Origin of the sequence: Rhodococcus sp. MH15, assembly GCF_019266045.1 — a bacterium.
GTDB lineage: Bacteria > Actinomycetota > Actinomycetes > Mycobacteriales > Mycobacteriaceae > Rhodococcus_F > Rhodococcus_F qingshengii.
Genome location: NZ_LPNP01000065.1, coordinates 312,132 through 335,311 on the forward strand (window position 1 = coordinate 312,132; position 23,180 = coordinate 335,311).

Sequence of the window (23,180 nt, forward strand, 5' to 3'; positions counted from 1 at the left end):
TCCGGGTTTACTGAAGCGAAATTGTGGCGCCACCGGAGAACATCGAGTCGTGTACCTCGATCTCCTTGGGGGTGGCACTGGTCGGGATGTCGAAGACAATGGTGGTCTTCCGTGTGATGCCGGGGTTTATGTCGCCGCCGATCGCGGTTTCGGCGTCGATATTGATCGCTGCCATCGTGTTGTTGGTGAACTCGCGACCTTCGGTGTCGATCAAGGTCTGATTGGATCCGAAGTAAGCCTGGGGCTTGTCGGAAGTGTTCGTGATCTCGACGTGAACGAGTACGAACTGACCCTCAGCTTGCTCTTGCAAGTAGGGATTGTCGCCGATCGTCGTGAGGCCGGTCTCGATACCCGTCACGACGAACCCGAACTTTCCGTCTCGCACTTCCTCGCCGATTCCGGGATTCGAAGACTTCGTTTCCTTGGGAGCTTCGGCCGGGGCAACTGCGGCCACGGAGGCACCGTTGGCCGCGGCTTGCGTGGTTGTGGGGGCCGCGGCGGATTCTTCCTTGTCTTTGTCCCCGCCGCCAGTGGCGATCGCGACAATCACGAAGAACGCCACGATGCCTCCGACGACCCATGGCCACTTCTTCTTTTTCGCCGGTGAAGGCGGCGGTTGCTGAACCCCACCGGCCGGCTGAGCGTACTGGCCCGGGAACGGCGCGCCAGACTGATCTGGATAAGGCTGTCCATAAGGTTGCTGAGCCGGTGGTTGCTGTCCGTAGGGCTGCTGGGGTTGCTGCCCGTACGGCTGCTGAGGCGGCTGGCCATATGGCTGGTTAGGGTCCTGCGGGGGTTGTGTCATGGCCGTTCCTTCACGTGGGATTGCTCACGCATTACTAGGTGAGCATTCGATACTTCTACCAGACTGACCGGTCGCAATGTGTGCAGAGTGGTCGGTTTTGTCCGACAATGATCCGTGCCTTCAATCGCCTCCTCGCTGTTCTGGATTGCGCTGATCGCGGCCATTGCGCCGATAGTCGCGGGCCTGATCCCGCGTCGACTGGTTCCCGAAGTGGTGTTGCTACTGGTCGCGGGCGCAGTGGTCGGGCCGTTCGCCCTCAACATCGCAGCTGACAGCGAAGCGGTCGGCATCCTGCGCGAACTCGGCCTCGGCATGCTGTTCCTGCTCGCCGGCTACGAGATCGACCGACAGGAACTCAGTGGGCGCGGCGGACGTCGAGCGCTCTACACGTGGCTGTTCTGCCTCGCGCTGGCGTTCACGGTGGTCGCGCTGCTTGGCATGAGGAACGTGATCTCCGCCGAAGCCGCTGTTGCCATCGCGATGACGTCGACCGCTCTGGGCACGCTGCTGCCGATCCTCAAGGACAACAAACTCCTCGACACACGCTTGGGTAAGACCGTCCTCAACCACGGGGCCGTCGGCGAGCTCGGGCCGGTCGTCGCGATGGCGGTGCTGCTGAGTGCCCGTGGTGCCGTACTGTCGCTGATCGTTCTTGCCGTCTTCGCCTTGATCGCTGTCATCGTTGCGGTGCTGCCCGGCAAGCTGATTCACGAAGGCTCGTGGACACATCGCCTGGTGCGGGCAGGGGCGGACACGACGGCGCAGACGACGGTCCGCCTCACCGTTCTGTTGTTGGTCAGCCTCGGAGTGCTGTCGGCTGTGTTCTCACTCGACGTCATTCTCGGTGCGTTTGCCGCCGGCTTCATCCTGCGGCGACTGATGCCAGAGGGCGACGAGCGCCTCGAGATCAAGCTCGACGGGATCGCCTTCGGGTTCCTCATCCCGATTTTCTTCATCACTTCAGGCATGGCGATCGACGTCTCGGCGGTCGCCGCCAGTCCCGGCATACTGATTGCTTTTTTGATCCTGATCGTTGTCGTCCGCGGCGTGCCGGTGTTCTTCGTGACCAAGTTCGAGAAGGTCGAACCACCCTTCACCACGCGCGAAAGTGCGCAAGTCGCGTTGTACGGGGCTACCGGCCTGCCCATGATCGTGGCGGTCACTGGCGCTGCCGTCGACGCGCATCAGATGTCCTCGGACAACGCGTCGATTCTTGTCGCGGCCGGGGCGATCACGGTTCTATTGCTGCCGATGCTCGCCACTCTCTTGACGAAAAAGGAGAAAGTGTCCTGATTCAGAGATCCAACTGCTCGTCGAGCCAGTCGAACATCCGCTGATCAGTCAGACGCCTCGCCATGGGCTGGCAGTGGAAGTTCGCGCCCTCGGCAGCGGTGAAGGGAACCACCGTCGTCGGTCCGCCGGATAGGGCGGCAAGCCGCTTGGATTGACCGGGCCAGAATTGCTCGTCTTCCGGATCGGTGATGAGCAGGGGAGTGGAGATCGAGCCGGCGACGTGTTCGAGGTGGTACTTCCGAACCTCGGCGAGAGTGTTGTAGTAGCCGTCGGCGAGGTACGGACGCGCTCGGAAACGCCAGATTCGGGCGCTGTCCTTGGAGAATTTCATTCCCAGCCCTATCGCCATGTCGCGGTCGAAGGCCTCCGACTTTCCCTCGTCGAGTAGCTTCTGCATGTTCTTGGGGATATGGGCGAGCCACGACGCGGCCACGTCCACGACCCCCGGATCGGCGATCGCTGCCGCGATCCGATGCTCGAACGCCAACGACTGGGGCACCCAGTACCCGCCCTGACTGATCCCGTACATCGCCAGCTTCGACGCATCGACGTCCGGCCGGTCCACGAGATAGTCGACGACGGGCGTGATGACGGCTTCCCAGTCGTGACGGAACGGGATGTTGCGCTCGAAGAGCATCGACTGCTGACCGGGACCGTCGAACATCAACACGTTGTAGCCCCGCTCGAGCGCCCCGGCACCGCCGCTGCCCCACAGCCCGCTGATTGGGCCGTCGCTACCGTTCACCATGATCAACGTCGGCCGTCGCACGTCGCCGGGCGGCCGGAAGAAGTACCCGGGAAAGTAGGTGTCCTCGTAAGGGATCCGGACGCGTTCGACGGGCTGGGAGGTGGTGTCGACGAAGCGGTCCCACGCCTGTCGGTGACGTTTGAAAGTGGGGACCAGAACCGAATCGTCGCTGAGACCGTCGACGGCGTTGATCGCCACACCGAAGTACGACGCCGCCCGCAGGTACGCGTTGGACGCGCTTCGCGAATGCCCGGCCTCGGCTGCCTCATCGGCCTGCCCGAATACCCGTGTACCGAGGTCGAACCAGGCCTCGTACCAGCCTTCGAGGTCCTTCTCGCCGACGTGAGCGATGGCCGAGAGCACTTCGCCGGTGTCTGCCGCGCCGAAGGTGGCTTGCCCGAGAACGACTCGTAGCTCGAAGTCGAAGGACTCGTTGCGATAGAAACCAGCAGTGAACGCCTGGTGCGGATGGGCGAAGAACGACGACGCGAGAGACATGGGCACACCTTCGCTAGTTCGGGGCAGCCATTTTCAGTTGTAGTTCCAGGATCGCCCGAATCGCTTGCCGGAAAACCTGTCAGCGCGGCGACGCCGGGAGCCCGGTGGATGGCGGCCTCGACATCGCAAATGCCAGGGTGCACAACCACAACGACATTCCCAGCACCTGCGCACGTTGAGCGATACCCAGTCCGAGATTACCGCCGCCGGAGACTTCGATGCTGTTGGTCGTCAACATCCACACCGTCGCAAGGGAAGTCAGGATCAGAATGGTCAGACCCGTCGTCCGCAAAGAAGGGTGCTCGCGATACCTGAACGCTCCCACGGTGAATGCGATCATCGCGGTGAAGATCGCGAAGACCGCCACGCTGCTCGTCAACGCGTGAACATGGTGGAGCTGCGGAAGTAGACCGTCGGGTGCGCTCGACGGGCAACCCTCGCCCGAGCATTCGAGGGGGAACGACGCGTCGGCGATGGTCGCGATGCCGAACACTGCCAGCGCAATCCAGCCCGTGACGAATAGCCTTCGCCGGGGCGTGATCAGCAGGCCCAGCGCTCCGGAGATCAACATCAAGATTGCGGACAGGACATCGGCGTTACCGAAGACATCGCGGTATTTCTGGTTCTCGGCATCGAGTTCGCTGAGGAACGATGTCACCGGGTCGAGGCCGGTGTCCAGGAAGAATTCGAGAATCCACGACGAGTAGACGATTCCGCCCAGAGCCAGCGCAGCCACCAAACCCCACCGCGCAACGTTGCGTTCCTTCACGAAATCGAGCTTACGGACCGAGCAGGGCTTTCTGGACGCGTTCGGCCGCTACCAGCGGATCTTCGTGCTCCCAGATGCGGATGACGGTCCAACCCTGCTCTGCCAGACGTGCATCGGTGTCGCGGTCTCGAACCACGTTGGCGGCCAACTTGTCCGTCCACCACTGCGCGTTGTTCTTGGGAAACGTCGCATGCTGCGGGCAGCTGTGCCAGAAGCATCCGTCCACGAACACCGCGACTTTGCGGCGTGGAAATACCAGATCGGCCCGTCGGCGAACACCTTTGATCGGCGCCCGATCCACGAAGTACCGGAGTCCGCGTCGATGCAGCTCGCGTCGAAGTGCGATTTCGGGTTTGGTGTCGCGCCGACGCTGAGCGCTCATCCGAGCGCTGGTGGCAGGATCCGTCGCAGGCACCGTGGTTCCCTCAGCCGTCGGAATCTTCGCTGTCTTCGGGATCGGACCAGGTGGGCGCAAACCTGTTGCGACGCTCCACTTCACCGTGCACGACGGTCACGAAGTCGGTGAACGAGAGCGTCTGAGCTTCGGTGGGGCGTCCGTTGCGCGGCGGCGGCTCGTCGACGTCGAAGAACCGAACTGCGCCATCGGGTTCGTAGAGTCCGATGTAGACCTTCTCGAAGAGGTCGTAGCGGGTGTCCTCGGCGCCGAGATCCACCCAGGCCTTTCCCGGAACGCCGACCACCGCGCGCTTGCCTCGGCCCGAGCGCTTCGAGAGCGTCGTGACGTGGTGTGCAAAAGAGGATTTGCCGGTGTCGCTGGTCTTGGTCGGGTCGCCGTCGTCGCACGTGGCGTACGGCTCGAACATGACGGCGACCAACACGCTGTACGGCTGACGCTGATGCAGAACCATTGCCTCGCCACGCAATTCGTGGTCGTTGCGGACGATGTTCTTGGTCCACCGTCCCAGCTTGCCGCTGCGGGGACTGTAGTCCTGGAAGTTGTACGTCTTGATGGAGACGCAGAGGATCAGGCCGAGAGTGGGGTCGAGTGCCTTGACGTCCAAGCGCTTTCGGCCCTTGGCGACATCGACTGTTGCCTCCTGGCCTTCTCCGGACGCCGTCGGGGTGATGTTGGGATACAGCGGACGCAGAGCGTCGGCGACCGTCTGTGCCAGTTGATTGGACAGTCGCTGGGCGTAGTTCTTCTTCTCGCCGCGATCGGCGTCGGCCGGGGGCTTGTCGCCCGCGAGTTGCAGTGCACTCCACAGTGGTTCGTGTTCCGGCTCGGAAAACAGCGTTTCAGGTTCGGGAAACAGCGAGTCCGTCATGCTGCGGCCTCGGGGTATCCGCCCATCCGCTCCAGATGGCTTTCGACGTCCTCGATGAAACCGGGGATGAACCGAAGATTGCCCATGCGCGCGCGCTTGAGGAAGCCGGCGGTGGCCCGAGCCGACAGCAACCGCGTGTCTTCGAGGAAGCCGCTCAGATCCTCGTAGTCGTACTGGACCGGCCAGGTCGAGGTATGGACGCGGAAGGCCTGGCGGTTACGGCCCCAGGCCGCACTCGGCCAGGCGTCGCCCGGTTCGAGTGGCGTCTCGCCCGCGGCGTCGTATTCGATGGGATCGCTCAACCGGCCACCGACCCACGACGCCATCCGCACGCTCACGGCATTGCCGACGAGCTTCCAGCGATGGCTGTGGCGTAGGCCGGGAACCTCGACGGACGGCAGCGTCCAGTCGGGATCGAAACCCTGCAGTCGCTCGGCATCGACTAGACCGGGAGTGACGATCTCACCTGACGGCAACCGGACTGCCGGCTGACTGGGGATGCCGACGGACGAGCCGCCCTTGAGCGTCGGCACGGCATTGACGGCCCATCCGAGACCGCGAGTGCCTTCGGTCCAGTAGAAGCCGCAGGGGTAGTCCGCGGGATCGCCACCCAGGCGCTCGCCGGCGTCCTGGCCGAACAGGATTTCGCGGGGATCGTCTGTGCGCGAGGCAAGCATGATGACTCGCTGGCGACGCTGGGGGAGTCCGAAGGCGCGGGCGTCGACCACCCGGTACGCCCAGGTGTATCCGAGGTCTTCGAGGGCGTCGGTGATGTGCCGCATGGCGGCGCCCTTGCCGAGCTGGAGCATGAACGGAACGTTCTCGATCAACAGCCAGCGCGGGCCCTTCTTGCGCTTGACCAGACGGAACACCTCGTCCACCAGGCCTGAGCGTGCGCCGGTGATGCCTGCCGTTTTGCCGGCCTGAGAGAGGTCCTGGCAGGGGAAACCGGCGGCCACCAATTCGATGTCACTGGGCAGCGCGCGAAGTTTGGTGACGTCACCGTGCAACGGCACGTCGGCGAAACGCGAACGGAGAACTGCCTGCGCGCCCGGATCGATTTCACACAGCAGTTCGGTGTTCCACCCATGTTCCGAGAGCCCCAACTCGAGACCACCGATACCGGCAAACAAACCCACCATGCTCCGCGACGACGTCACAGCACCCTTCCTCACGAACCGACCTAGAAGCACGGTACTCGAGAACTCCGACACCGTTTGCCAACTATTCGGTCCGCGGCGTGCTCCTTACGGAAGAACCGTTGTGAAACGCCTTACATCGAGATCTTCGGGGCCGATCGAAGTCCCTAAAAGGTCCCTGATCGAAGCAATAACCCGAACCAGCGGTGCTCCGTGCCCGTTCGTCCATTACCGTGGTCGGGTGAGCATCCAACCTTCCGGTGACGCGTCCTGGCCCGCGGTATTGACCTGGCAGGCCCACAACGCTCCTCGTATGGAGTCTGTTCGTGTGCAGCTGAACGGAAATCGCATCAAGGCTTCCGGCCGGATCATCGGTGGAGCCTGCAGTGAGCACCCGGCATTCAGCGCGTCGTACGACCTGGTCACCGACGAGGCCGGCATCACCCGCCGGTTGTCCGTGCGGACCGCCCTGGCCGCCGGTGAGCGTCAGATGTCGATCAGCCGGGACGAAGAAGGCACCTGGATGGTCGAGAACGGCGCCAGTCACCAGCGCTCTGCGTTCGATGGCGCACTCGATGTCGACGTGATCCTCAGCCCGTTCTTCAACACGCTGCCCATCCGCCGCGTCGGCTTGCAGAACGACATCGAAGACGCCGAGGTCCCGGTCGTCTACGTCAATCTCCTCGACCTGCGCGTCGAGGGTGCGACCATCACCTACAGCTCCGGCGCCGACGGAATCAGTGTGCTGTCCCCGGTGTCCAGCTCGACGCTGTCCGTCGACACCGAAGGTTTTGTCCTCGACTACCCGGGTCTGGCAACTCGTATCTAGGTTTCGTATCTCTAGGTTGCGTAGTTCTAGGTTGCGGATCGCCGGATGACGCCGCCGCGTCGACCGGCGTCTCGCATCCGGTTGATCCAGTCGGGTTCTCCGGCCTGAACGTCTTCGATGTCCCACCGCTCGTGCGACTCGTAGGCGCCGCGCGCCGCGAACCCTGCGTCCACCAATCGTGCCGTCGAGCCGTTGTCGAGCAGATCGGTACGTGCACCCTGCAAAAGGTCGAGCGCCTCGTCCAGCGCGACCAGCAGGGCGTCGCGGTTGCCCTCGCACATCGCCCGCACCAGGCCAGGAGCGCTCCCGGCCACGCGAGTGCCGTCGCGAAATGATCCGGCAGCCAGCCCGAGAGCCAGTTCGCCTCCGGCAGCTCCGGTGATCGCAAGCGTTTCCGCGAGCAGGTGAGGCAGATGCGAGATTCGCGCGACTGCTCGATCGTGCTCGAGAGATTCGGCCGGCACGACGACCGAGCCGCAGTCGAGTGCAAGGTCGGCGACCTGCGACCACACGTCTGCGTCGACGCCGCTGTCGGTGGCAACAACCCATACCGCGTCGACGAACAGATCGGCATCCCCGACCGCCCAACCCGAAGCTGACGTCCCCGCCATCGGATGACCGCCCACGAACTTGGCGCTCAAGCCCGCTCGTTCGACCGCGGCCTTCACTTCACCCTTGACGCTGACGACGTCCGTGATCGGATTGTCGGGCGCATGCGCGGCGATTGCCTCCAAGGTGGCGTCGACGGCAGGCATCGGCACGGCGACCACGATGATCGCGCCGCTTTCGTTTGCTCTCTGCAGCACTGAAACCAGATCGGTGTCGGCGTCGAAACCGTCGGCTCGGGCCGCGTCGGCGGACTCGCTGGAACGGTTGTAACCCCACGCCCGGCGGCCGGATCGGACGGCGGCGCGAAGTAGCGAACCGCCGATCAATCCGAGGCCGAGAACGCAGACTGGTGGGGCGGAATCGATCGCAGACACGAGTTCAGGTTGGCACATCGATGCTCGGACTTCACTCACTGGCACCAGGCGGGCTACCGTTGCGCCATGGGTGCACAGCGCGCGGGTAACAAGAGCGCCTCTTCGAACCAGTCGGAGGAGCTTGAAGGCTTCGGTGTCGCGGTGGTCCGTGAAGAGGGGCGTTGGACGGTCAAGGCACTGACGCCCGACGCGTTGACCTCGCTCTCGGCCGCCGAAACGCAGCTGCGTGAGCTGCGAAGTTCGGGTGCCGTCTTCGGTCTTCTCGACGTCGACGACGAGTTCTTCATCGTGTTGCGTCCGGCGCCGTCGGGCACGCAGTTGCTGATTTCCGACGCGACCGCCGCCATCGACTACGACATCGCAGCCGATGTCCTCGACGCCTTGCACATCGAGATCCCCGACATCGACCCGGACGACCTCGACGATGTCGAACCCTGGGAAGAGGGCGATCTGTCCGTGCTGGCCGATCTGGGCCTGCCGGAACCCGTGCTCGCCGTCATCGCGGCCGAGACCGATCTTTATCCGGACGAGCAGTTGGGGATGATCGCGCAGCGACTCGGGTTCGCATCCGAGTTCGGCGCAGCGCTCGACAAGCTCCCGCGCTAGATGACTCTCGCTGACGACCAGCGCATGATCCGTGCGGCCATCGTGGCCGCACGTTCCGCCTCCGACGCAGACGTCCCGGTCGGGGCAGTGGTGTTCGACGCAGACGGCGTCGAAGTTGCTCGGGCCTCCAATGCCAGGGAAGCGTCGTCCGATCCGACCGCGCACGCCGAAATCCTCGCGTTGCGTGCTGCCGCAAAAACCTATGGTGACGGCTGGCGCCTGGAAGGTGCGACGCTTGCCGTGACCCTCGAGCCATGCACGATGTGTGCGGGCGCTCTGGTCCTCGCCCGGGTTTCTCGGGTCGTTTTCGGGGCGTGGGAGCCGAAAACCGGAGCCGTCGGATCATTATGGGACGTAGTTCGAGATAAAAGATTGACCTATCGGCCGCAGGTGCGCGGCGGGGTCCTTGAGGACGAATGCGCTGGGCTTTTGGAAGATTTCTTCCGCGAGCAGCGGGCCTGAATTCGGCATTCCCCATTGAGAGTGATCGCACACTCGGGTAGCCGGATCCATCAATCGAGGGCATGGTGGAGGCAGATGCCGTCAGGGCATCGGCGGATCGTCGGAAGGCGATTCGTTCGCGTTCACAGAGGAGTACTCATGGGAATCGCAGACAAGGCTCAGAACAAGGCCGAAGACCTCGGGGGCAAGGCCAAGGAAGCTGCTGGCAGCGCTACCGGTGACCGGGACCTCGAAAACGAAGGCAAGGGCGACCAGGTGAAATCGGCCGTCAAGGATGCAGGCGAGAAGGTCAAGGACGCCGCGTCCAGCATCAAGGACAAGCTCACGTAATACCGCTCCACCTGGCGATTTCAGCCACGGGCACTCCATCCGGTAAAGTCACCAACGGTGGCGTGTCCGAGCGGCCTAAGGAGCACGCCTCGAAAGCGTGTGACGGGTAACCCCCGTCCGAGGGTTCAAATCCCTCCGCCACCGCCAAAGCTCCCCACCTGTTCACGCAGGTGGGGAGCTTTTTTGTGCTTGGTGGCGCCTATAGTCCCGTTGCTCGGACGACGTCAGGGAATCGGTAGGTTTCATCGAGGACTGATTTGTCGGGGACATAGCTGCGAATGATCAGTCGAAATTCGTCGTGCGGAGCGGGTAGCCAGTTGGCACGAGCATCCGGATCGGTCGGCTCGTCGTGAGACAGGTGCAAGGTGAGCTTCCCGTCACGAAAGACGAGATCGCCCGCGTCGAGATTGACGGTGCCGAGGTTGACGCGGTTACCCGGTGCGTCGGCGAGCATAAATGCGTCCTTGTCGTACATGGTCAGAGACCAGAAGCCGCCGCGACTGCGGTCGACGGGTGGGAGTGCGTCTTCTGTGAAGGTCATGGTGTACCGCTCGCGGCCGTGGAGTAACGCTCCGTCGTGGTCGGTACCCCGGATGAGGTAGACAGCCTCGTGAAAGTCGTTGACGTAAATGTAGATGACGGCCGCGAGCGCCCGTCCGAACCAGTCGGTGCCCCACAGGCCACTGTTGCGTTGCCGTTGCCATCCGTTGCCTGCGTCGACCCCGGTTTGGACGTAGCTCGCCGATTGATGGAGGGCGACGTCGGCGCGGAGCGCGGCGCGGTCGAGCAGCGCTCGGTACGACTTGTCCGAACGATACAGTGCGACAAGCGTCTTGGCTTGATCAGCCATCGGGGTGTCTGCTGCGCCCATGGTCGGGTTGAAATCGAGCATTGCTGCAAGATCGGTCCAGAAAGATTCCGGCTTCACCCATTGAGGTCGACTGGCGTCGGGATCGACCGCCAACATTTCGGCGGTGACGCCCTGAGGGTAGATCGAGTTCGCGGCGTGGGCCTCGTAGCCGAAGGACCGCGGGCCGGGTCGATCCTCGCTGAAGGGGTACATGCCGATCTGGTCGAGCACCGACCGCGCCTGCTGCTTGGACGCCTCGGAACGTGCTGCGAAACTGCGAGGGAAGACACCAGCCACGTTCGTCGGTGATCGAAGCACATCGAGGAAGTCTTCCGGCAACTCGCCATCCCAATCAGGTCCGACCAGAAGGAACTTTCCGCCGGGAGTGCCTGTCGCCGAACCAAGTTGGTGAGTCACATTGGTCAGCACGTCGACGATCTGGATAGTCCAGTAATGGCCGTCGGGTACCTCGGTCGGGGTCTGTATCACTGCGGTTTCGGCGGTGAGATCGGCGAATCCTGCGCCGTAGATCGTGTCGTTGTTGGGTGAGACGACCCACCGCTGCGCCGGGCTCATGTAGTCGGTGAGGGCACCTGTGTAATTCTTGGCGGCGCCTGGCAGAAGACCGAGTTGGAGTCCGGTCTTGCCATCCATGATCTCCCACATGTTTGTACGGCCGAAGGTGTCCACAGCTGGATAGCCCCAGTAATAGACGATCCGGGCGAGGGCTTCCACGTAACTCTCAGCGGCGAGCGTTGCTGGAACTCCGGCCGATCTCGCCAGTTGAGCGTGTGCCGGCGTGAAACCTTGTGCGATTGAGTCGGTCGGGGAGTCCATGAAGTCATGGTGCCGGTGACCGTCCGCTGCATCATCACCCTTGCGGGGTGAACCGGTGAGGAAATCGAAAACCGGTTCTGTGTGCGCAATTCGAACGTTCAGGAGCGGCGGGCGATCCACTCTGCAGCGGCGGCATCGATGTCCTGCTTCAGCTTCTCGAAGAACGAGGGTGGCGGGGTGGGGATCAAATCTGCTGCGGTAGTGAGGGATCGACTGAGGGCGATCCGACGCTCGCGTAACTCGTCGTCGGTCAGGAGCGTCAGGTCCGCCATCGCGAGCTCCCTCGATCGGTGTGATTCGTGTTTCGGGCAGACCGTGCGCATCGGGATCGATGCATGATTCGATGCGCACGGCCCAGGCATTCCAGGCTGGGGGCCGGAATGCACAGTCGACTTTACCAAATGATTACTAATGGCTGTAGACGCGGCTCGCCTTCGGTGGTCGTGGAGCACTTTCACAGGGTTCTCCCAGGTCGTAAGTCCTGACAACTGTTGAAGCTGCAACTATCGTCGAGCCCATGAAAAAGATCTGGTGGATCGGCGGAGCAGTAGTTGTGGTCGTACTCGCCCTGCTCGTGGGGCCGTGGGCGTACGGGAAGTTCATCGCTGAAGACGATGCACCGGCGGCCGTGGTGTCCACTGAGGGCGCGGAGGCGGCGTCCGGATCGATCGACGGGCAATGGACCGTCGTCGCCGGGCAGGGGGACAACCAGACGGCAGCTGGGTACACCGTGCACGAGATTCTCAACGGATCGAGTGTGACCGTCGTCGGAACCACTGGCGAGGTGAGCGGAAACGCGGTTGTCGAGGGTGAAAAGCTCACTTCCGGCGAAGTAACGGTGCAGGTGGCAAGCATCAAGACCGACTCGGATCGGCGCGACGGCCAGTTCACGGGCAATGTGATGGATACCAGCACGTATCAGACGGCGACGTTCACGATCGACTCGCCGGTGGACTTGTCTGCTGTACCGACGGACGGAACAACGGCGACGGTCACGGTGTCAGGAACGCTGACGCTCAAGGGTCAGTCCAAGCCGGTGTCGGTCGACATGACCGTGCTGCATTCGGGTGATTCGCTGATCGCATCGGGCTCGATTCCGGTCACCTGGACCGATTTCGGAGTCGAGCCTCCGTCCCTCGGTTTCGTCACCGTCGACGGCAGCGGCTCGGTGGACTTCCTGGTCTCACTCGCCGCGAGCTGAATTACGTCCACCCGATTCGCACTGCTTCGGGGCGGGCAGGGAAGATTAAGGACATGACCTTCCTTTCTTCTTGTCCGTTCCGAAGGCAGTGTGCGATCTCTGCCCGGACGGAATGAACAGGTGATGCCCCGGTGGAGACCGTTCCGAACGGGCGAAGACCCCGATCCACGGTTCACGCTCGCCAATGAGCGGACATATCTGGCTTGGATCCGCACTGCAACGGCCTTCGTCGCGTCGGGCGTCGGACTCGAAGCGTTCGGCGGCGACATTCTCAACCCGACGGTTCGTTCCGGCTTGGCCGCGTTGTTGCTCGTCGGCGGTGCTCTGATCGCCATCACTTCCTTTGTCCACTGGATCAGCGCCGAGCGTGCACTGCGAACTGAGCGCTCGTTGCCGGTGCCGCTCATGGCGCCGGTCGTCGGCATCGTGCTGGTGATCTGCGCGACCGTCCTGGTGGTCGAGGTCGTGAACTGATTGACCGCGCTGGAACCGTCGGAAGGTGTCAAGCCTCCGGACAAGGGCTTGCAGTCCGAGCGCACATCGCTCTCGTTCGTGCGTACGAGTCTGTCGATCCTCGGCTTGTCTGCCGCCTGTCTGAGATGGTTGCCGCAGTTCGGGTCGGTGGCCCTGATCGGCCCGTCCGTCGCTGCCGTGCTCGTCGTCGCGGTGACGGTCTACGAACGTCGGTCGCGGCCCAGGCGGTTGGCCCAGTTTTCGGCCGAAAAGGCAACGCCCGCTTTGGGTATGGGAGCAACTCTCGCGGTCGCTCTGCTCCTGCTCAGTGCGACGGGGCTGTGGATTCTGCTGAAGTGACCTCGGCTTTCGGCGCCCAGCCGGGCGGGCCGAACACGTAGCCGGCTCGCTGCCGCCACGATGTCGACGCCTTCCAATCGCGAGCAATGGCAGCATATTCGCGCGTTTGGAGCTTCCAGATGTTGTACGTTCCGACCGGCGTCGTGAGTCCGTAGGTGGGGCGGTGGGTTTCGGCTGCGAAGGTTCCGAACATCCGGTCCCAGATGATGAGGATTCCGGCGTAGTTGCGGTCGAGGTACTCGGCGTCGGAGCCGTGGTGGACGCGATGGTGTGACGGCGTGTTGAAGATGAATTCGATGGGCCGCCAGAGTTTTCCGACACGTTCGGTGTGGACGAAGAACTGGTAGACGAGGCTGACGGAGAAGCCGACGAACACCATCCACGGCGGGATCCCGAGGAACGGCAACGGCAGCCACATGATGATCTCACCGCTGTTGTTCCACTTCTGCCGCAGTGCGGTGCTGAAATTGAAGTACTCGCTCGAATGGTGAGCCTGGTGTGTGGCCCAGATGACTCGAACTCGGTGTGCGATGCGGTGATACGCGTAATAGAGGACGTCGATTCCGAGCAGCAGGATCACCCAGGTGTACCAGGCAGTCGGCGAGAGGTGCCACGGAGCGAGATACACCCAGATTGCGGAATAGCCGATCAGCGCCAGCACTTTCCAGAAGGTGCTCGTTGCGATCGACACGAGTCCGAGTAGAACGCTGGTTCTGGCGTCGGCGCTTCGGTAGCCGCCCTGTGCCGGCCGTGCGCGTCCGTCGGCGTCGTCGGGATGATCTTCGAGCGCACGGGCCGCGAACCATTCGATTGCGAGGAAGATGACAAACGCGGGGATTGCGAGCGTAACGGGATCATGGAGCGGTTCGAGCAGTGACTTCCATGATTCGAGAAGGGTTTCCCACACGTGATTTGTCCTGTTCTTTAGCTCCGATCGTTACATCATGCATTAAAATGTAACGTCAGGGAACCCTTTGCGGCGAAGAACTCGCAGGTTTGTTGCGACTATTCATAGAACGATGGTAGGAATTGCCGGTGCATATCACCGCGAAGGTGGACTACGCCGTGCGGACTCTGGTCGAGCTCGCGGCAGTTGGTCCTGACCCGGCCAAGGCCGAGTTTCTCGCCAAATCCCAGGTAATACCCCACAAGTTCCTGGAAGCGGTGCTCTCGGACCTGCGGCGCGGCGGCTTGGTCAACAGCCGTCGAGGCCCGGACGGGGGATACTGGCTCGCTCGGTCCGCGGACGAGATCACGATTGCCGACGTCATACGAGCTGTCGAGGGACCGCTGGCTTCGATTCGGGGTCAGCGACCGGAAGACGTCGACTACGGGGGACCGGCAACGCCCCTCAAGGAGGTGTGGATTGCAGTGCGAGTCAACCTCCGTGCTGTGCTCGAAAATGTCACACTCACCGATGTTGCAGGTGGAGAGTTGCCCGAGTTCATTCACGAACTGACGGCAGATCCCGAGGCGTGGAATCGGCGCTGATACAGCCCGGTTTCAGTGTGCCCGTCGACGCGGAACTGCCATAGGAGCAGTGTTCGCGGTGTTGCCTCCCGCGGATTTTGCGTCGTACATCAGATGATCGGCCGCAACGATTGCTCGGGAGAACTCGTTGTAATCGAACTCTTCCTGATGTGGGATGAAAGGTAGCGTCGCTGCGCCGACGCTGACCGTGGCCAGGGGGTCGTCGGAGGCGTTCACCACGGCTTTGGGGAGCGTCGCGATTCGTTTGCGAAGTCCGTACGGAGTACCGATCATCACAACGGTGAACTCCTCGCCGCCGGTGCGCGCGGCGTAACCGAAACCGTTCACATGCGCCTGCAGGCGCGTTCCGGTCCGGATGATGACGGCGTCACCGACTTCGTGGCCGAACGTGTCGTTCACCGCCTTGAACTTGTCGATGTCGACGACGGCAACAGCAATGTCGGCACGATTTGCCGACGCGACCGACCAGATGCGCTCCGACATGTCCCACAGTCCTCGTCGGTTCAACAGGCCGGTAAGCGCATCCACTTTGGATCCCGTTGCGCGCGCGAGTAATTGCCGCCAAGTGAACTGAATTGTGGCCGGAATGAAGATCACGGCACACAGGACGACGTCCGTGCGTGCGATCACGCTGGTTGTCGAGTAGTCGCCGTTCGTCAGGCCGAGCACCGTCAGGGCGATGACAAATGTCGTGGCAAAGGCGAGATGGAAGGCCAACCAGCGGTAATCGAGAAAATAGGTGAAGTAGGCGCCGGTGGCGACAAAGAGTGCCGCGCCGAAGAGGGCGGCGTTATGGCTGGTGAAGGTGATGAGAACCGAGGCAGTTCCGAGATCCGCCCACAGTCCGTAGAGCTTGAGCATGCGTGAACCTCTGATTCGGCCGACAAACCAGAGAATCGTAGGGATCAGGTTGACGGCCGCAATGCCGACGAGCCAACTGCGCGCAAACGGTCCGTCCGGGCCCTCTCCGCTGAGGAGAAACAGGAACGCCACGATCGAGAAATTGAGTGAGCAGAACCCGATGGTGAGACGGACGAGACGTAGTACGGAGCCTCGTCCGGACTTTGATCCCCACAGCATCACCGTGGACGAAACCGGCCAGGTGTGCAGGAGCGGGTCCATCAGATTCCTTCGCCGAGCAAATTGCGGTTAATTCACCGCAAAGTATGTCAGGCCATGTTGATTCACGCGTCAACTTGGCAGGGGGCGTCAGGCGGTGGAGTTGCTCGCAACCCTCTCTGTCGCGCTGTTCAGGCATTTGCCGTGCGTGAGTGTGAGGTACGCCTCGAGTTTCCGTGCCGTGTGTTCGATCGCACAATATTGCAGACCTCTGCAAAGTTGCAGAGCTCTGCAAGTTCGGTACCGTGTTGGGGTGATCATCGAACAAGGCCTTCGTGACCGCAAGAAGGCAGCAACCCGTGCCGCACTCAGCGGCGCGGCAGCACGGCTCGCTCGTGCGCTGGGGATCGAATGCGTCACCGCTGACGCAATCGCCTCCGAGGCCGGAGTGTCGACGAGGACGTTCCACAACTACTTCTCCAGCAAGGAGGAGGCAGTGCTCGCCAGTTTCGAGGAATCGGTGAACCTGTGGATCGAGGCGCTTGCGTCACGGCCCGCGGACGAACCAATTCTCGACGTCCTCGAAGAACTTGTGGTCGAAATCGTGAACGACTCAGGTCCGAGTGGGAGTGAGAAGGCAAGTATCTGGCTGCTGTCGGATTCGAGTCCCGCGCTCTACCGGGATGCCGCAGACATGCATCAGCGGATCAACCGTGCAGTCGTTCAGGCATTGGCGGAGCGCACCGGTACCGACGCCGAGAAGGACCTGTACCCGACGCTCCTCCTGGGAGCGGTGGGCGGAGCCGCTAAGTCGGTGATCGACGTCTGGACTGGCGGAAAGTCGGAGGCTTCCAGTCCGGAAGAGTTGGTTCACGACGCTTTTCGGCAGATTCGTGCCGGGTTGCCCGCGCCGCCGCCTGCCCCTGAGATGTCGCGTCCCTGAGATGTCTCGTCTCTGAGCCCCACACGTAATACCTGTCCACGTACACGCACCGAAACAGCAAGGAGCCCGTCGTGGCCACCTATCTTTATCGGATCGGCAAGTTCGCCTACCGGCGAAAAGGCGCGGTCCTCAGCGTTTGGCTGATAATCCTGGTCCTGATGGGCGTCGGGGCAGCGACTCTGTCCGGCCCCACCAAGGATTCGTTCTCCATTCCGGGAACCCCGGCGCAGCAGGCGCAAGACCTGATGGCGGAGCGTTTTCCCGACGCGCCCAATCCTATGGATTCGCTGAGCGCACGATACGTAGTGCAAGCTCCGGCAGGCACGACGCTGGCCGATCCGGCGAACGTCAAAGCCATGGACGACATGCTCGCGAGTATTCGTGGCATCGACAAGGTCGCCGACTCTGCCAAGGTGGACCCGGCGACTGCCACTCCGGAACAGGCCGCGAAGGCGTTGGTCAATCCGGTTACCGGCAACGACTCCATGGTTGCGATGTTCAAGGAAAAGGCTGCTGCGGCTGGAACTTCCGAGACACAGGCCGTGGACGACGCGCGTGCGTTGTCGCCGCTCAGTGCCGACGGCACAGTCGGGTACGTCGAGGTTCCGTTCAGCGGTGACTTCGCCGATCTCGATCAGGCGTTGCGTGATTCGATCAACTCCGCAGCCGATGTCGGTCGGGCCGAGGGACTCAACGTCCAGGTCAGTGGTTCTGCTGCTCAGGAAGCGGAGATGCCCGGTGGTGTCACCGAGCTGATCGGTATCGCCGTTGCCGCAGTCGTTCTGGCCATCACGTTCGGTTCGCTTGTGGCCGCGGGGCTTCCGCTCCTCACCGCGATCATCGGTATCGCTATCGGCAGCCTCGGAATCACGGTTGCCACCGGATTCATGGATCTCAGTTCGATGACTCCGACGCTGGCGATCATGATCGGTCTGGCTGTGGCGATCGACTACTCGCTGTTCATCATGTCCAGGTTCAGGCATGAGCTCACCCTTACCGACAACCGTGCCGAAGCAGCAGGTCGCGCCGTCGGAACCGCCGGTTCCGCAGTGGTATTCGCTGGTTTGACGGTCATCATCGCGCTGGTTGCATTGCGCGTCGTCGGCATCCCGTTCCTCTCCGATATGGGTGCGGCAGCGGCCTTTACCGTGCTGATCGCGGTTCTGATCGCCTTGACCTTGCTGCCTGCGATCCTGGGTATGTTCGGACGCAAGGCTTTTGCCGGCAAGATTCCCTTCCTCAGCAAGCGCGCTGAGGAGTCCGAAGACGAAGATTCGGGCAAGCCGAAGTTGGCTCTGCGCTTCATCAGTGCCGTCGTCCGTCGTCCGCTGGTGCCGCTGATCGGTGGAGTAGTGCTTCTGGGCGCATTGGCTCTGCCCGCAACGGGATTGAGCCTGGCACTGCCGTCGGAGGCCACCGGTGACCCGGCGACCAGTGCGCGTCAGGCATACGACCTGATCGACGAGGGCTTCGGTGACGGTCGCAACGGACCGCTCATCGCCGTTGTCGACGCCAAGGATGCCAGCGTTCCCGCCGGGGAGGCCTTTGCGGAGGTCGTCTCGACCATCTCGGGCTTCGATGACGTCCAGAACGCACAGGTCGTCGGGGTCAACGAGGCCGGCGACACCGCGCAGGTACTGATCACTCCGAAGAGTGGTCCGACCGACCCCGCCACGATGGATCTGGTGTCCAGCCTTCGTGGAGCCGAAGGCGGACTCAACGATTCGATCGGCGTCAGCTACGGCATCACCGGTCAGACCGCACTCGAAGGCGACGTCTCGGACACGCTGAAGGATGCATTGGTGCCCTACCTGGCCGTCGTCGTCGGCCTTGCATTCATCTTGTTGCTCTTGGTGTTCCGTTCGATCCTGGTTCCGCTGACGGCGACGCTCGGCTTCCTGCTCAGCGTGCTCGCGACATTCGGTGCGACGGTGGCGATCTTCCAGCACGGTTGGTTGGGCATCATCTCGAACCCGCAACCACTCGTGAGTTTCATGCCGATCTTCCTGATCGGTGTGGTGTTCGGACTCGCGATGGACTACCAGGTGTTCCTCGTGACGCGTATGCGTGAGGAGTACGTCCACGGCGCGAGCGCGAAGGAGGCCGTGACCATCGGCTTCAACCATGGCGCCCGGGTCGTCAGTGCGGCCGCGGTCATCATGATCTCCGTGTTCGGTGCCTTCATCGCGGAACCGAACTCGTTCATCAAGTCGATCGGCTTCGCGCTTGCCGCGGCGGTGTTCTTCGACGCCTTCATCGTGCGCATGGTGATCATCCCGTCCGTCATGGCACTGCTCGGCGACAAGGCGTGGTGGTTGCCGAAGTGGCTGGACAAGATTCTGCCGAACGTCGACATCGAGGGCGAGAAGCTCAGCAAGGCCCTCCGTGAAGAAAAGGAAGCGGAGCTTCAGTCCGCATCTGCTTGATCTCTGCTGTGCGCCTTTATTAACCCCCCGCGGTTAATAAAGGCGCACAGCAGTTTTTGTGTATCGAAATATCCAGCGGCACATGTCGGCCAGGATTGGTAACCTTCGCTCACTATGCTGATCAGGCTGCTGCGCACTTATCTGATGCCGTACCGGGGTGAACTCACGGGCGTTGTCGTCCTGCAGTTTATTTCGACTATGGCGGCCCTTTACCTTCCGAGTCTCAACGCCGACATCATCGACAACGGCGTGACGAAAGGCGACACCGGCTACATCCTCTCCACCGGCGGGATGATGCTGATGGTCACGCTCACGCAGATCCTGTGCTCGGTGGGTGCCGTCTTCTTCGGTGCGCGAGTCGCCATGGGCGTCGGACGCGATCTCCGGGCTTCGGTGCTGCATCAGGTCGGGACGTTCTCGGCCCGAGAGGTCGGGCACTTCGGTGCGCCTTCGCTGATCACCCGCAACACCAACGACGTCCAGCAAGTGCAGATGATGGTCGTGATGAGTTGCACCATCCTCGTCATGGCGCCGATCATGTGCGTCGGCGGCATCATCATGGCTCTGCGCCAGGACCTGAATCTGTCCTGGATCCTGGGGATCAGCGTCCCGCTGCTCGTAGTCTCGATGGGTTTCCTGATTGCCCGGATGGTCCCCGGATTCAGGGTCATGCAGGGCCGCCTCGACGCCGTCAACCGTGTTCTTCGCGAACAGATCACGGGCATCCGCGTCGTCCGAGCGTTTGTACGGGAACCGTACGAGGTAGAGCGTTTCGGCGATGCCAACCGTGAGCTGACGGAGACTGCACTCGGCGTCGGCCGCCTCATGGCACTGATGTTCCCGCTCGTGATGCTGATCAGCAATGTCACCAGCGTCGCGGTCATCTGGTTCGGTGGCCATCAGATCAACGAGGGCTCGATGCAGATCGGCTCGCTCACCGCGATGCTCAGCTACATCATGCAGATCCTGATGGCCGTCATGATGGCCACCTTCATGGCGGTGATGCTGCCGCGTGCGTCGGTGTGCGCCGAACGTATCTCCGAGGTGCTCGACACGGATTCGTCGGTGATTCCGCCCGAGAACCCGGTCCGAGAACTGAAGGACCCGGGAGTCGTCGAACTTCGTGGCGCTCAGTTCCAGTTCCCCGGAGCCGAGGAACCTGTATTGCGCGACATCACGTTCCGTGCCGAACCCGGCAAGACGACGGCGATCATCGGCGGCACCGGATCGGGAAAGACCACTCTGCTTAACCTGATTCCGCGTTTGATCGACTCCACCTCCGGATCGGTATCGGTGGGAGGAGTCGACGTCCGCGACATCGACACGGAACTGCTCTGCTCGGTGATCGGTCTCGTCCCGCAGAAGCCGTATCTGTTCTCGGGCACTGTCGCCACCAATCTCCGCTACGGAAACCCCGAAGCTACCGACGAATGGCTGTGGGAGTGCCTCGAGATCGCCCAAGCTGCCGACTTCGTCCGCGCCATGCCTGAAGGCCTGGACACACCGGTGGCACAAGGCGGTACGACGGTATCGGGCGGTCAGCGTCAGAGACTCGCCATCGCCAGAGCGTTGGTGCGTAAGCCACAGATCTATCTGTTCGACGATTCCTTCTCGGCACTCGACCTCACTACTGATGCGAGGCTGCGTGCGGCGCTCCGGCCGGTCACGCAAGACGCCTGCATCGTCGTTGTCGCGCAGCGCATTTCCACCATCGTGGAAGCCGATCAGATCATCGTGCTCGACGACGGCGCCATCGTGGGGATCGGCACGCACGACGAACTCGTGGTCAGTTGTCCCACCTACGGCGAAATCGTCGCCTCTCAGCTAGCCGTACAGGACGCATCATGAGCAATCGACCGACTTCCTCGCCTCCCATCGGCCCGCCCGGCGGCGGCGATCCCACAAAGAAGGCCATGAACTTCGGCCCTTCGCTCAAACGTCTCCTCGGTCGCTTGAGCCCCGACAAGCCGATCGTCGTCCTGATCTTCGCTTTGGTGACCGCAAGCGTCGTACTTTCCTCGATCGCGCCGAAGATCCTGGGAAACGCCACCAACCTGATCTTCGACGGCATCGTCAGCAAGCAACTCCAGCCGGGGACGACCAAGGAACAGGCTGTCGAAGGATTGCGCGCTTCGGGGCAGGGTCAGCTCGCCGACATGGTGTCCGGCATGGCAGTTGTGCCTGGAACCGGAATCGATTTCGACGCCGTCGGCAAGGTCTTGATGATCGTGCTGCTGCTGTTCGTCTGCGCGTCGCTGTTCAGTTGGCTGCAGGCGTATCTGCTCAACATCGTGGTCCAGCGAACCGTTCGTCGTCTGCGTGAGGACGTCGAGCAGAAGATTCACCGACTTCCCTTGCGGTACTTCGATACCCATGCCCGCGGTGATGTTCTCTCACGCGTGACCAATGATATCGACAACGTCGCGCAGAGCTTGCAGCAGACGCTCAGCCAGTTGGTCATGTCGGTGATGACCGTCCTGGGCATTCTGGTGATGATGCTGTGGATCTCACCTCTGCTCGCCTTGATCGCGGTGGCAACTGTTCCGCTGTCGATCATGGTGACGGCGTTTATCGCGAAGCGTTCACAGAAGCACTTCGTGGCGCAGTGGAAGAGCACCGGCGGAATCAACGCGCAGGTCGAGGAAGCATTCAGCGGCCACGAGTTGGTCAAGGTGTTCGGTCGCCAGCAGGAGGTCGAGGAGCGCTTCCGCAAGCAGAACGAGGATCTGTACGAGTCGAGTTTCAAGGCGCAGTTCATCTCCGGTCTGGTCATGCCGGCCGTGATGTTCCTGGGCAACCTCAACTACGTCGCCATCGCAGTGGTGGGTGGCATGCGCGTCGCATCCGGAACGATGACGCTCGGCGATGTGCAAGCGTTCATCCAGTACTCGCGGCAGTTCACCCAGCCGCTCACGCAGATAGCGTCGATGACCAATCTGCTGCAGTCCGGCGTCGCTTCGGCCGAGCGGGTCTTCGCGCTGCTCGACCAAGAGGAGCAGTCGGAGGACCCGAAGAGTGCGAAGTCGCCCACTGTCGACAAGGGTCGCGTCAAGTTCGAGAACGTCACCTTCAGTTACAAGCCGGAACAGCCGCTGATCGAGGATCTGTCCCTGACTGCCGAGCCGGGTCAGATGGTTGCGATCGTCGGACCCACCGGCGCAGGCAAGACCACCCTCGTCAACCTCATCCTGCGGTTCTACGAACTCAATTCGGGCCGAATCACTTTGGACGGCATCGACATCGCCGACATGACGCGAGACGATCTGCGCTCACGGATCGGCATGGTTCTGCAGGACGCATGGCTGTTCGGTGGAACCATCCGCGAGAACATCGCCTACGGCAAGCCTGGTGCCACCGACGAGGAGATTCGTCGTGCGGCCGAGATGAGCTACGTCGACAAGTTCGTGCACTCTCTGCCTGAGGGTTACGACACGGTCATCGACGAGGAAGGCAGCAACGTCAGTGCGGGCGAGAAGCAGCTCATCACTATCGCCCGCGCCTTCATCTCGCAGCCGTCCATCCTGATCCTCGACGAGGCGACCAGTTCGGTGGACACGCGCACCGAACTGCTGGTCCAGAGCGCCACCGCGGTTCTGCGCAACGACCGAACCAGCTTTGTCATCGCGCACCGTCTTTCGACAATTCGTGATGCGAACCTGATCGTGGTGATGGAGGAAGGCCGGATCGTGGAGCAGGGGAGCCATGAGGCTCTGCTCGAATCCCGCGGCGCGTACTTCCGTCTGTACAACAGCCAATTCGTGGGCGCGGAGAACTGATGCCTCAGTAGACTGGAGCAGACTTGGTCCGCTGGG

General features: G+C 62.3%; 24 protein-coding genes and 1 tRNA gene. 14 read left to right on the forward strand and 11 right to left on the reverse strand.

Translation table 11 applies throughout. The annotated features are described in order from the left end of the window. Positions 1-7 precede the first annotated feature (7 nt). Positions 8-562, reverse strand: coding sequence for a DUF4352 domain-containing protein (locus ATN37_RS15890; protein WP_051720817.1), 555 nt, complete (start codon positions 560-562; stop codon positions 8-10). A gap of 357 nt (positions 563-919) precedes the next feature. Here ATN37_RS15890 and ATN37_RS15895 point away from each other — a divergent pair, with 357 nt between their 5' ends. After that, positions 920-2,098 carry a cation:proton antiporter gene (locus tag ATN37_RS15895; protein WP_073512856.1) on the forward strand — a complete coding sequence of 393 codons (1,179 nt, stop codon included), beginning with the start codon at positions 920-922 and terminating at the stop codon, positions 2,096-2,098. A gap of 1 nt (position 2,099) precedes the next feature. On the opposite strand, the gene ATN37_RS15900 is transcribed toward ATN37_RS15895, so the two are convergent. From ATN37_RS15900 to ATN37_RS15920, 5 genes are all read right to left on the reverse strand, one after another. Beyond that, a complete protein-coding gene (locus ATN37_RS15900; protein WP_218695379.1) occupies positions 2,100-3,344 on the reverse strand; it encodes a S9 family peptidase in 1,245 nt (414 codons plus the stop codon). 79 nt (positions 3,345-3,423) lie between these two features. Then, the gene (locus tag ATN37_RS15905; RefSeq protein ID WP_073512854.1) at positions 3,424-4,113 is read right to left on the reverse strand and encodes a DUF998 domain-containing protein; all 690 of its coding nucleotides are present in this window, start codon (positions 4,111-4,113) and stop codon (positions 3,424-3,426) included. Positions 4,114-4,123: 10 nt separating this feature from the next. After that, on the reverse strand, positions 4,124-4,528 hold the full coding sequence (locus tag ATN37_RS15910; RefSeq protein WP_030535751.1) for a very short patch repair endonuclease: 405 nt from the start codon (positions 4,526-4,528) through the stop codon (positions 4,124-4,126). Positions 4,529-4,538: 10 nt separating this feature from the next. Beyond that, positions 4,539-5,399 (reverse strand): hypothetical protein, encoded by an 861-nt coding sequence (locus tag ATN37_RS15915; protein ID WP_003943911.1) that lies wholly within the window; start codon positions 5,397-5,399, stop codon positions 4,539-4,541. Continuing rightward, on the reverse strand, positions 5,396-6,541 hold the full coding sequence (locus ATN37_RS15920; RefSeq protein ID WP_030535749.1) for a DNA cytosine methyltransferase: 1,146 nt from the start codon (positions 6,539-6,541) through the stop codon (positions 5,396-5,398). The genes ATN37_RS15915 and ATN37_RS15920 overlap by 4 nt, the downstream gene beginning before the upstream one ends. 238 nt (positions 6,542-6,779) lie before the next feature. Here ATN37_RS15920 and ATN37_RS15925 point away from each other — a divergent pair, with 238 nt between their 5' ends. Continuing rightward, a complete protein-coding gene (locus tag ATN37_RS15925; RefSeq protein ID WP_073512852.1) occupies positions 6,780-7,367 on the forward strand; it encodes a putative glycolipid-binding domain-containing protein in 588 nt (195 codons plus the stop codon). A gap of 26 nt (positions 7,368-7,393) precedes the next feature. On the opposite strand, the gene ATN37_RS15930 is transcribed toward ATN37_RS15925, so the two are convergent. Next, positions 7,394-8,368: a prephenate dehydrogenase gene (locus ATN37_RS15930; protein WP_063315232.1), complete on the reverse strand. Its 975-nt coding sequence runs from the start codon at positions 8,366-8,368 to the stop codon at positions 7,394-7,396. Between the two features lie 48 nt (positions 8,369-8,416). Between ATN37_RS15930 and ATN37_RS15935 the strand changes: the two genes are divergently transcribed. From ATN37_RS15935 to ATN37_RS15950, 4 genes are all read left to right on the forward strand, one after another. Beyond that, complete coding sequence (locus ATN37_RS15935) at positions 8,417-8,956, forward strand: tRNA adenosine deaminase-associated protein (RefSeq protein ID WP_003943823.1); 540 nt, start codon at positions 8,417-8,419, stop codon at positions 8,954-8,956. Continuing rightward, positions 8,957-9,418, forward strand: coding sequence for a nucleoside deaminase (locus ATN37_RS15940; RefSeq protein ID WP_003943976.1), 462 nt, complete (start codon positions 8,957-8,959; stop codon positions 9,416-9,418). It begins immediately after the preceding gene. A 138-nt stretch (positions 9,419-9,556) separates the two neighbouring features. Further along, a complete protein-coding gene (locus ATN37_RS15945) occupies positions 9,557-9,748 on the forward strand; it encodes a CsbD family protein (protein ID WP_003943869.1) in 192 nt (63 codons plus the stop codon). 56 nt (positions 9,749-9,804) lie between these two features. Then, a tRNA-Ser gene (locus ATN37_RS15950) sits at positions 9,805-9,895 on the forward strand. A gap of 52 nt (positions 9,896-9,947) precedes the next feature. Here ATN37_RS15950 and ATN37_RS15955 read toward each other — a convergent pair. Both ATN37_RS15955 and ATN37_RS15960 read right to left on the reverse strand, forming a co-directional pair. After that, entirely contained in the window at positions 9,948-11,435 is a 1,488-nt protein-coding gene (locus ATN37_RS15955) for a DUF1254 domain-containing protein (RefSeq protein WP_256933305.1), read from the reverse strand. Positions 11,436-11,533: 98 nt separating this feature from the next. Next, complete coding sequence (locus ATN37_RS15960; protein ID WP_003943953.1) at positions 11,534-11,707, reverse strand: hypothetical protein; 174 nt, start codon at positions 11,705-11,707, stop codon at positions 11,534-11,536. Between the two features lie 245 nt (positions 11,708-11,952). On the opposite strand from ATN37_RS15960, the gene ATN37_RS15965 reads away from it, so the two are divergent. The 3 genes from ATN37_RS15965 (at position 11,953) to ATN37_RS15975 (ending at position 13,449) form a co-directional block, all read left to right on the forward strand. Continuing rightward, positions 11,953-12,636: a YceI family protein gene (locus ATN37_RS15965; RefSeq protein WP_064073560.1), complete on the forward strand. Its 684-nt coding sequence runs from the start codon at positions 11,953-11,955 to the stop codon at positions 12,634-12,636. A 123-nt stretch (positions 12,637-12,759) separates the two neighbouring features. Then, on the forward strand, positions 12,760-13,110 hold the full coding sequence (locus ATN37_RS15970) for a YidH family protein (protein WP_003943804.1): 351 nt from the start codon (positions 12,760-12,762) through the stop codon (positions 13,108-13,110). Then, positions 13,111-13,449 (forward strand): DUF202 domain-containing protein, encoded by a 339-nt coding sequence (locus tag ATN37_RS15975; RefSeq protein ID WP_050655588.1) that lies wholly within the window; start codon positions 13,111-13,113, stop codon positions 13,447-13,449. Here the strand turns inward: ATN37_RS15975 and ATN37_RS15980 are convergent. Beyond that, a complete protein-coding gene (locus ATN37_RS15980) occupies positions 13,415-14,356 on the reverse strand; it encodes a sterol desaturase family protein (protein WP_047271543.1) in 942 nt (313 codons plus the stop codon). The two genes, ATN37_RS15975 and ATN37_RS15980, sit on opposite strands and share 35 nt — an antisense overlap. A 128-nt stretch (positions 14,357-14,484) precedes the next feature. On the opposite strand from ATN37_RS15980, the gene ATN37_RS15985 reads away from it, so the two are divergent. Beyond that, the gene (locus ATN37_RS15985) at positions 14,485-14,940 is read left to right on the forward strand and encodes an Rrf2 family transcriptional regulator (protein WP_003943908.1); all 456 of its coding nucleotides are present in this window, start codon (positions 14,485-14,487) and stop codon (positions 14,938-14,940) included. 12 nt (positions 14,941-14,952) lie between these two features. Here ATN37_RS15985 and ATN37_RS15990 read toward each other — a convergent pair whose 3' ends face one another. Beyond that, complete coding sequence (locus tag ATN37_RS15990) at positions 14,953-16,062, reverse strand: GGDEF domain-containing protein (protein ID WP_020968182.1); 1,110 nt, start codon at positions 16,060-16,062, stop codon at positions 14,953-14,955. A 250-nt stretch (positions 16,063-16,312) separates the two neighbouring features. On the opposite strand from ATN37_RS15990, the gene ATN37_RS15995 reads away from it, so the two are divergent. From ATN37_RS15995 to ATN37_RS16010, 4 genes are all read left to right on the forward strand, one after another. Further along, positions 16,313-16,942, forward strand: coding sequence for a TetR/AcrR family transcriptional regulator (locus ATN37_RS15995; RefSeq protein WP_007731646.1), 630 nt, complete (start codon positions 16,313-16,315; stop codon positions 16,940-16,942). Between the two features lie 71 nt (positions 16,943-17,013). Next, positions 17,014-19,368: an MMPL family transporter gene (locus tag ATN37_RS16000; protein ID WP_042447716.1), complete on the forward strand. Its 2,355-nt coding sequence runs from the start codon at positions 17,014-17,016 to the stop codon at positions 19,366-19,368. Positions 19,369-19,482: 114 nt separating this feature from the next. Next, complete coding sequence (locus tag ATN37_RS16005; RefSeq protein WP_054188631.1) at positions 19,483-21,216, forward strand: ABC transporter ATP-binding protein; 1,734 nt, start codon at positions 19,483-19,485, stop codon at positions 21,214-21,216. Next, complete coding sequence (locus tag ATN37_RS16010) at positions 21,213-23,144, forward strand: ABC transporter ATP-binding protein (protein WP_165638734.1); 1,932 nt, start codon at positions 21,213-21,215, stop codon at positions 23,142-23,144. The genes ATN37_RS16005 and ATN37_RS16010 overlap by 4 nt, the downstream gene beginning before the upstream one ends. The last annotated feature ends 36 nt before the right edge of the window (positions 23,145-23,180 follow it).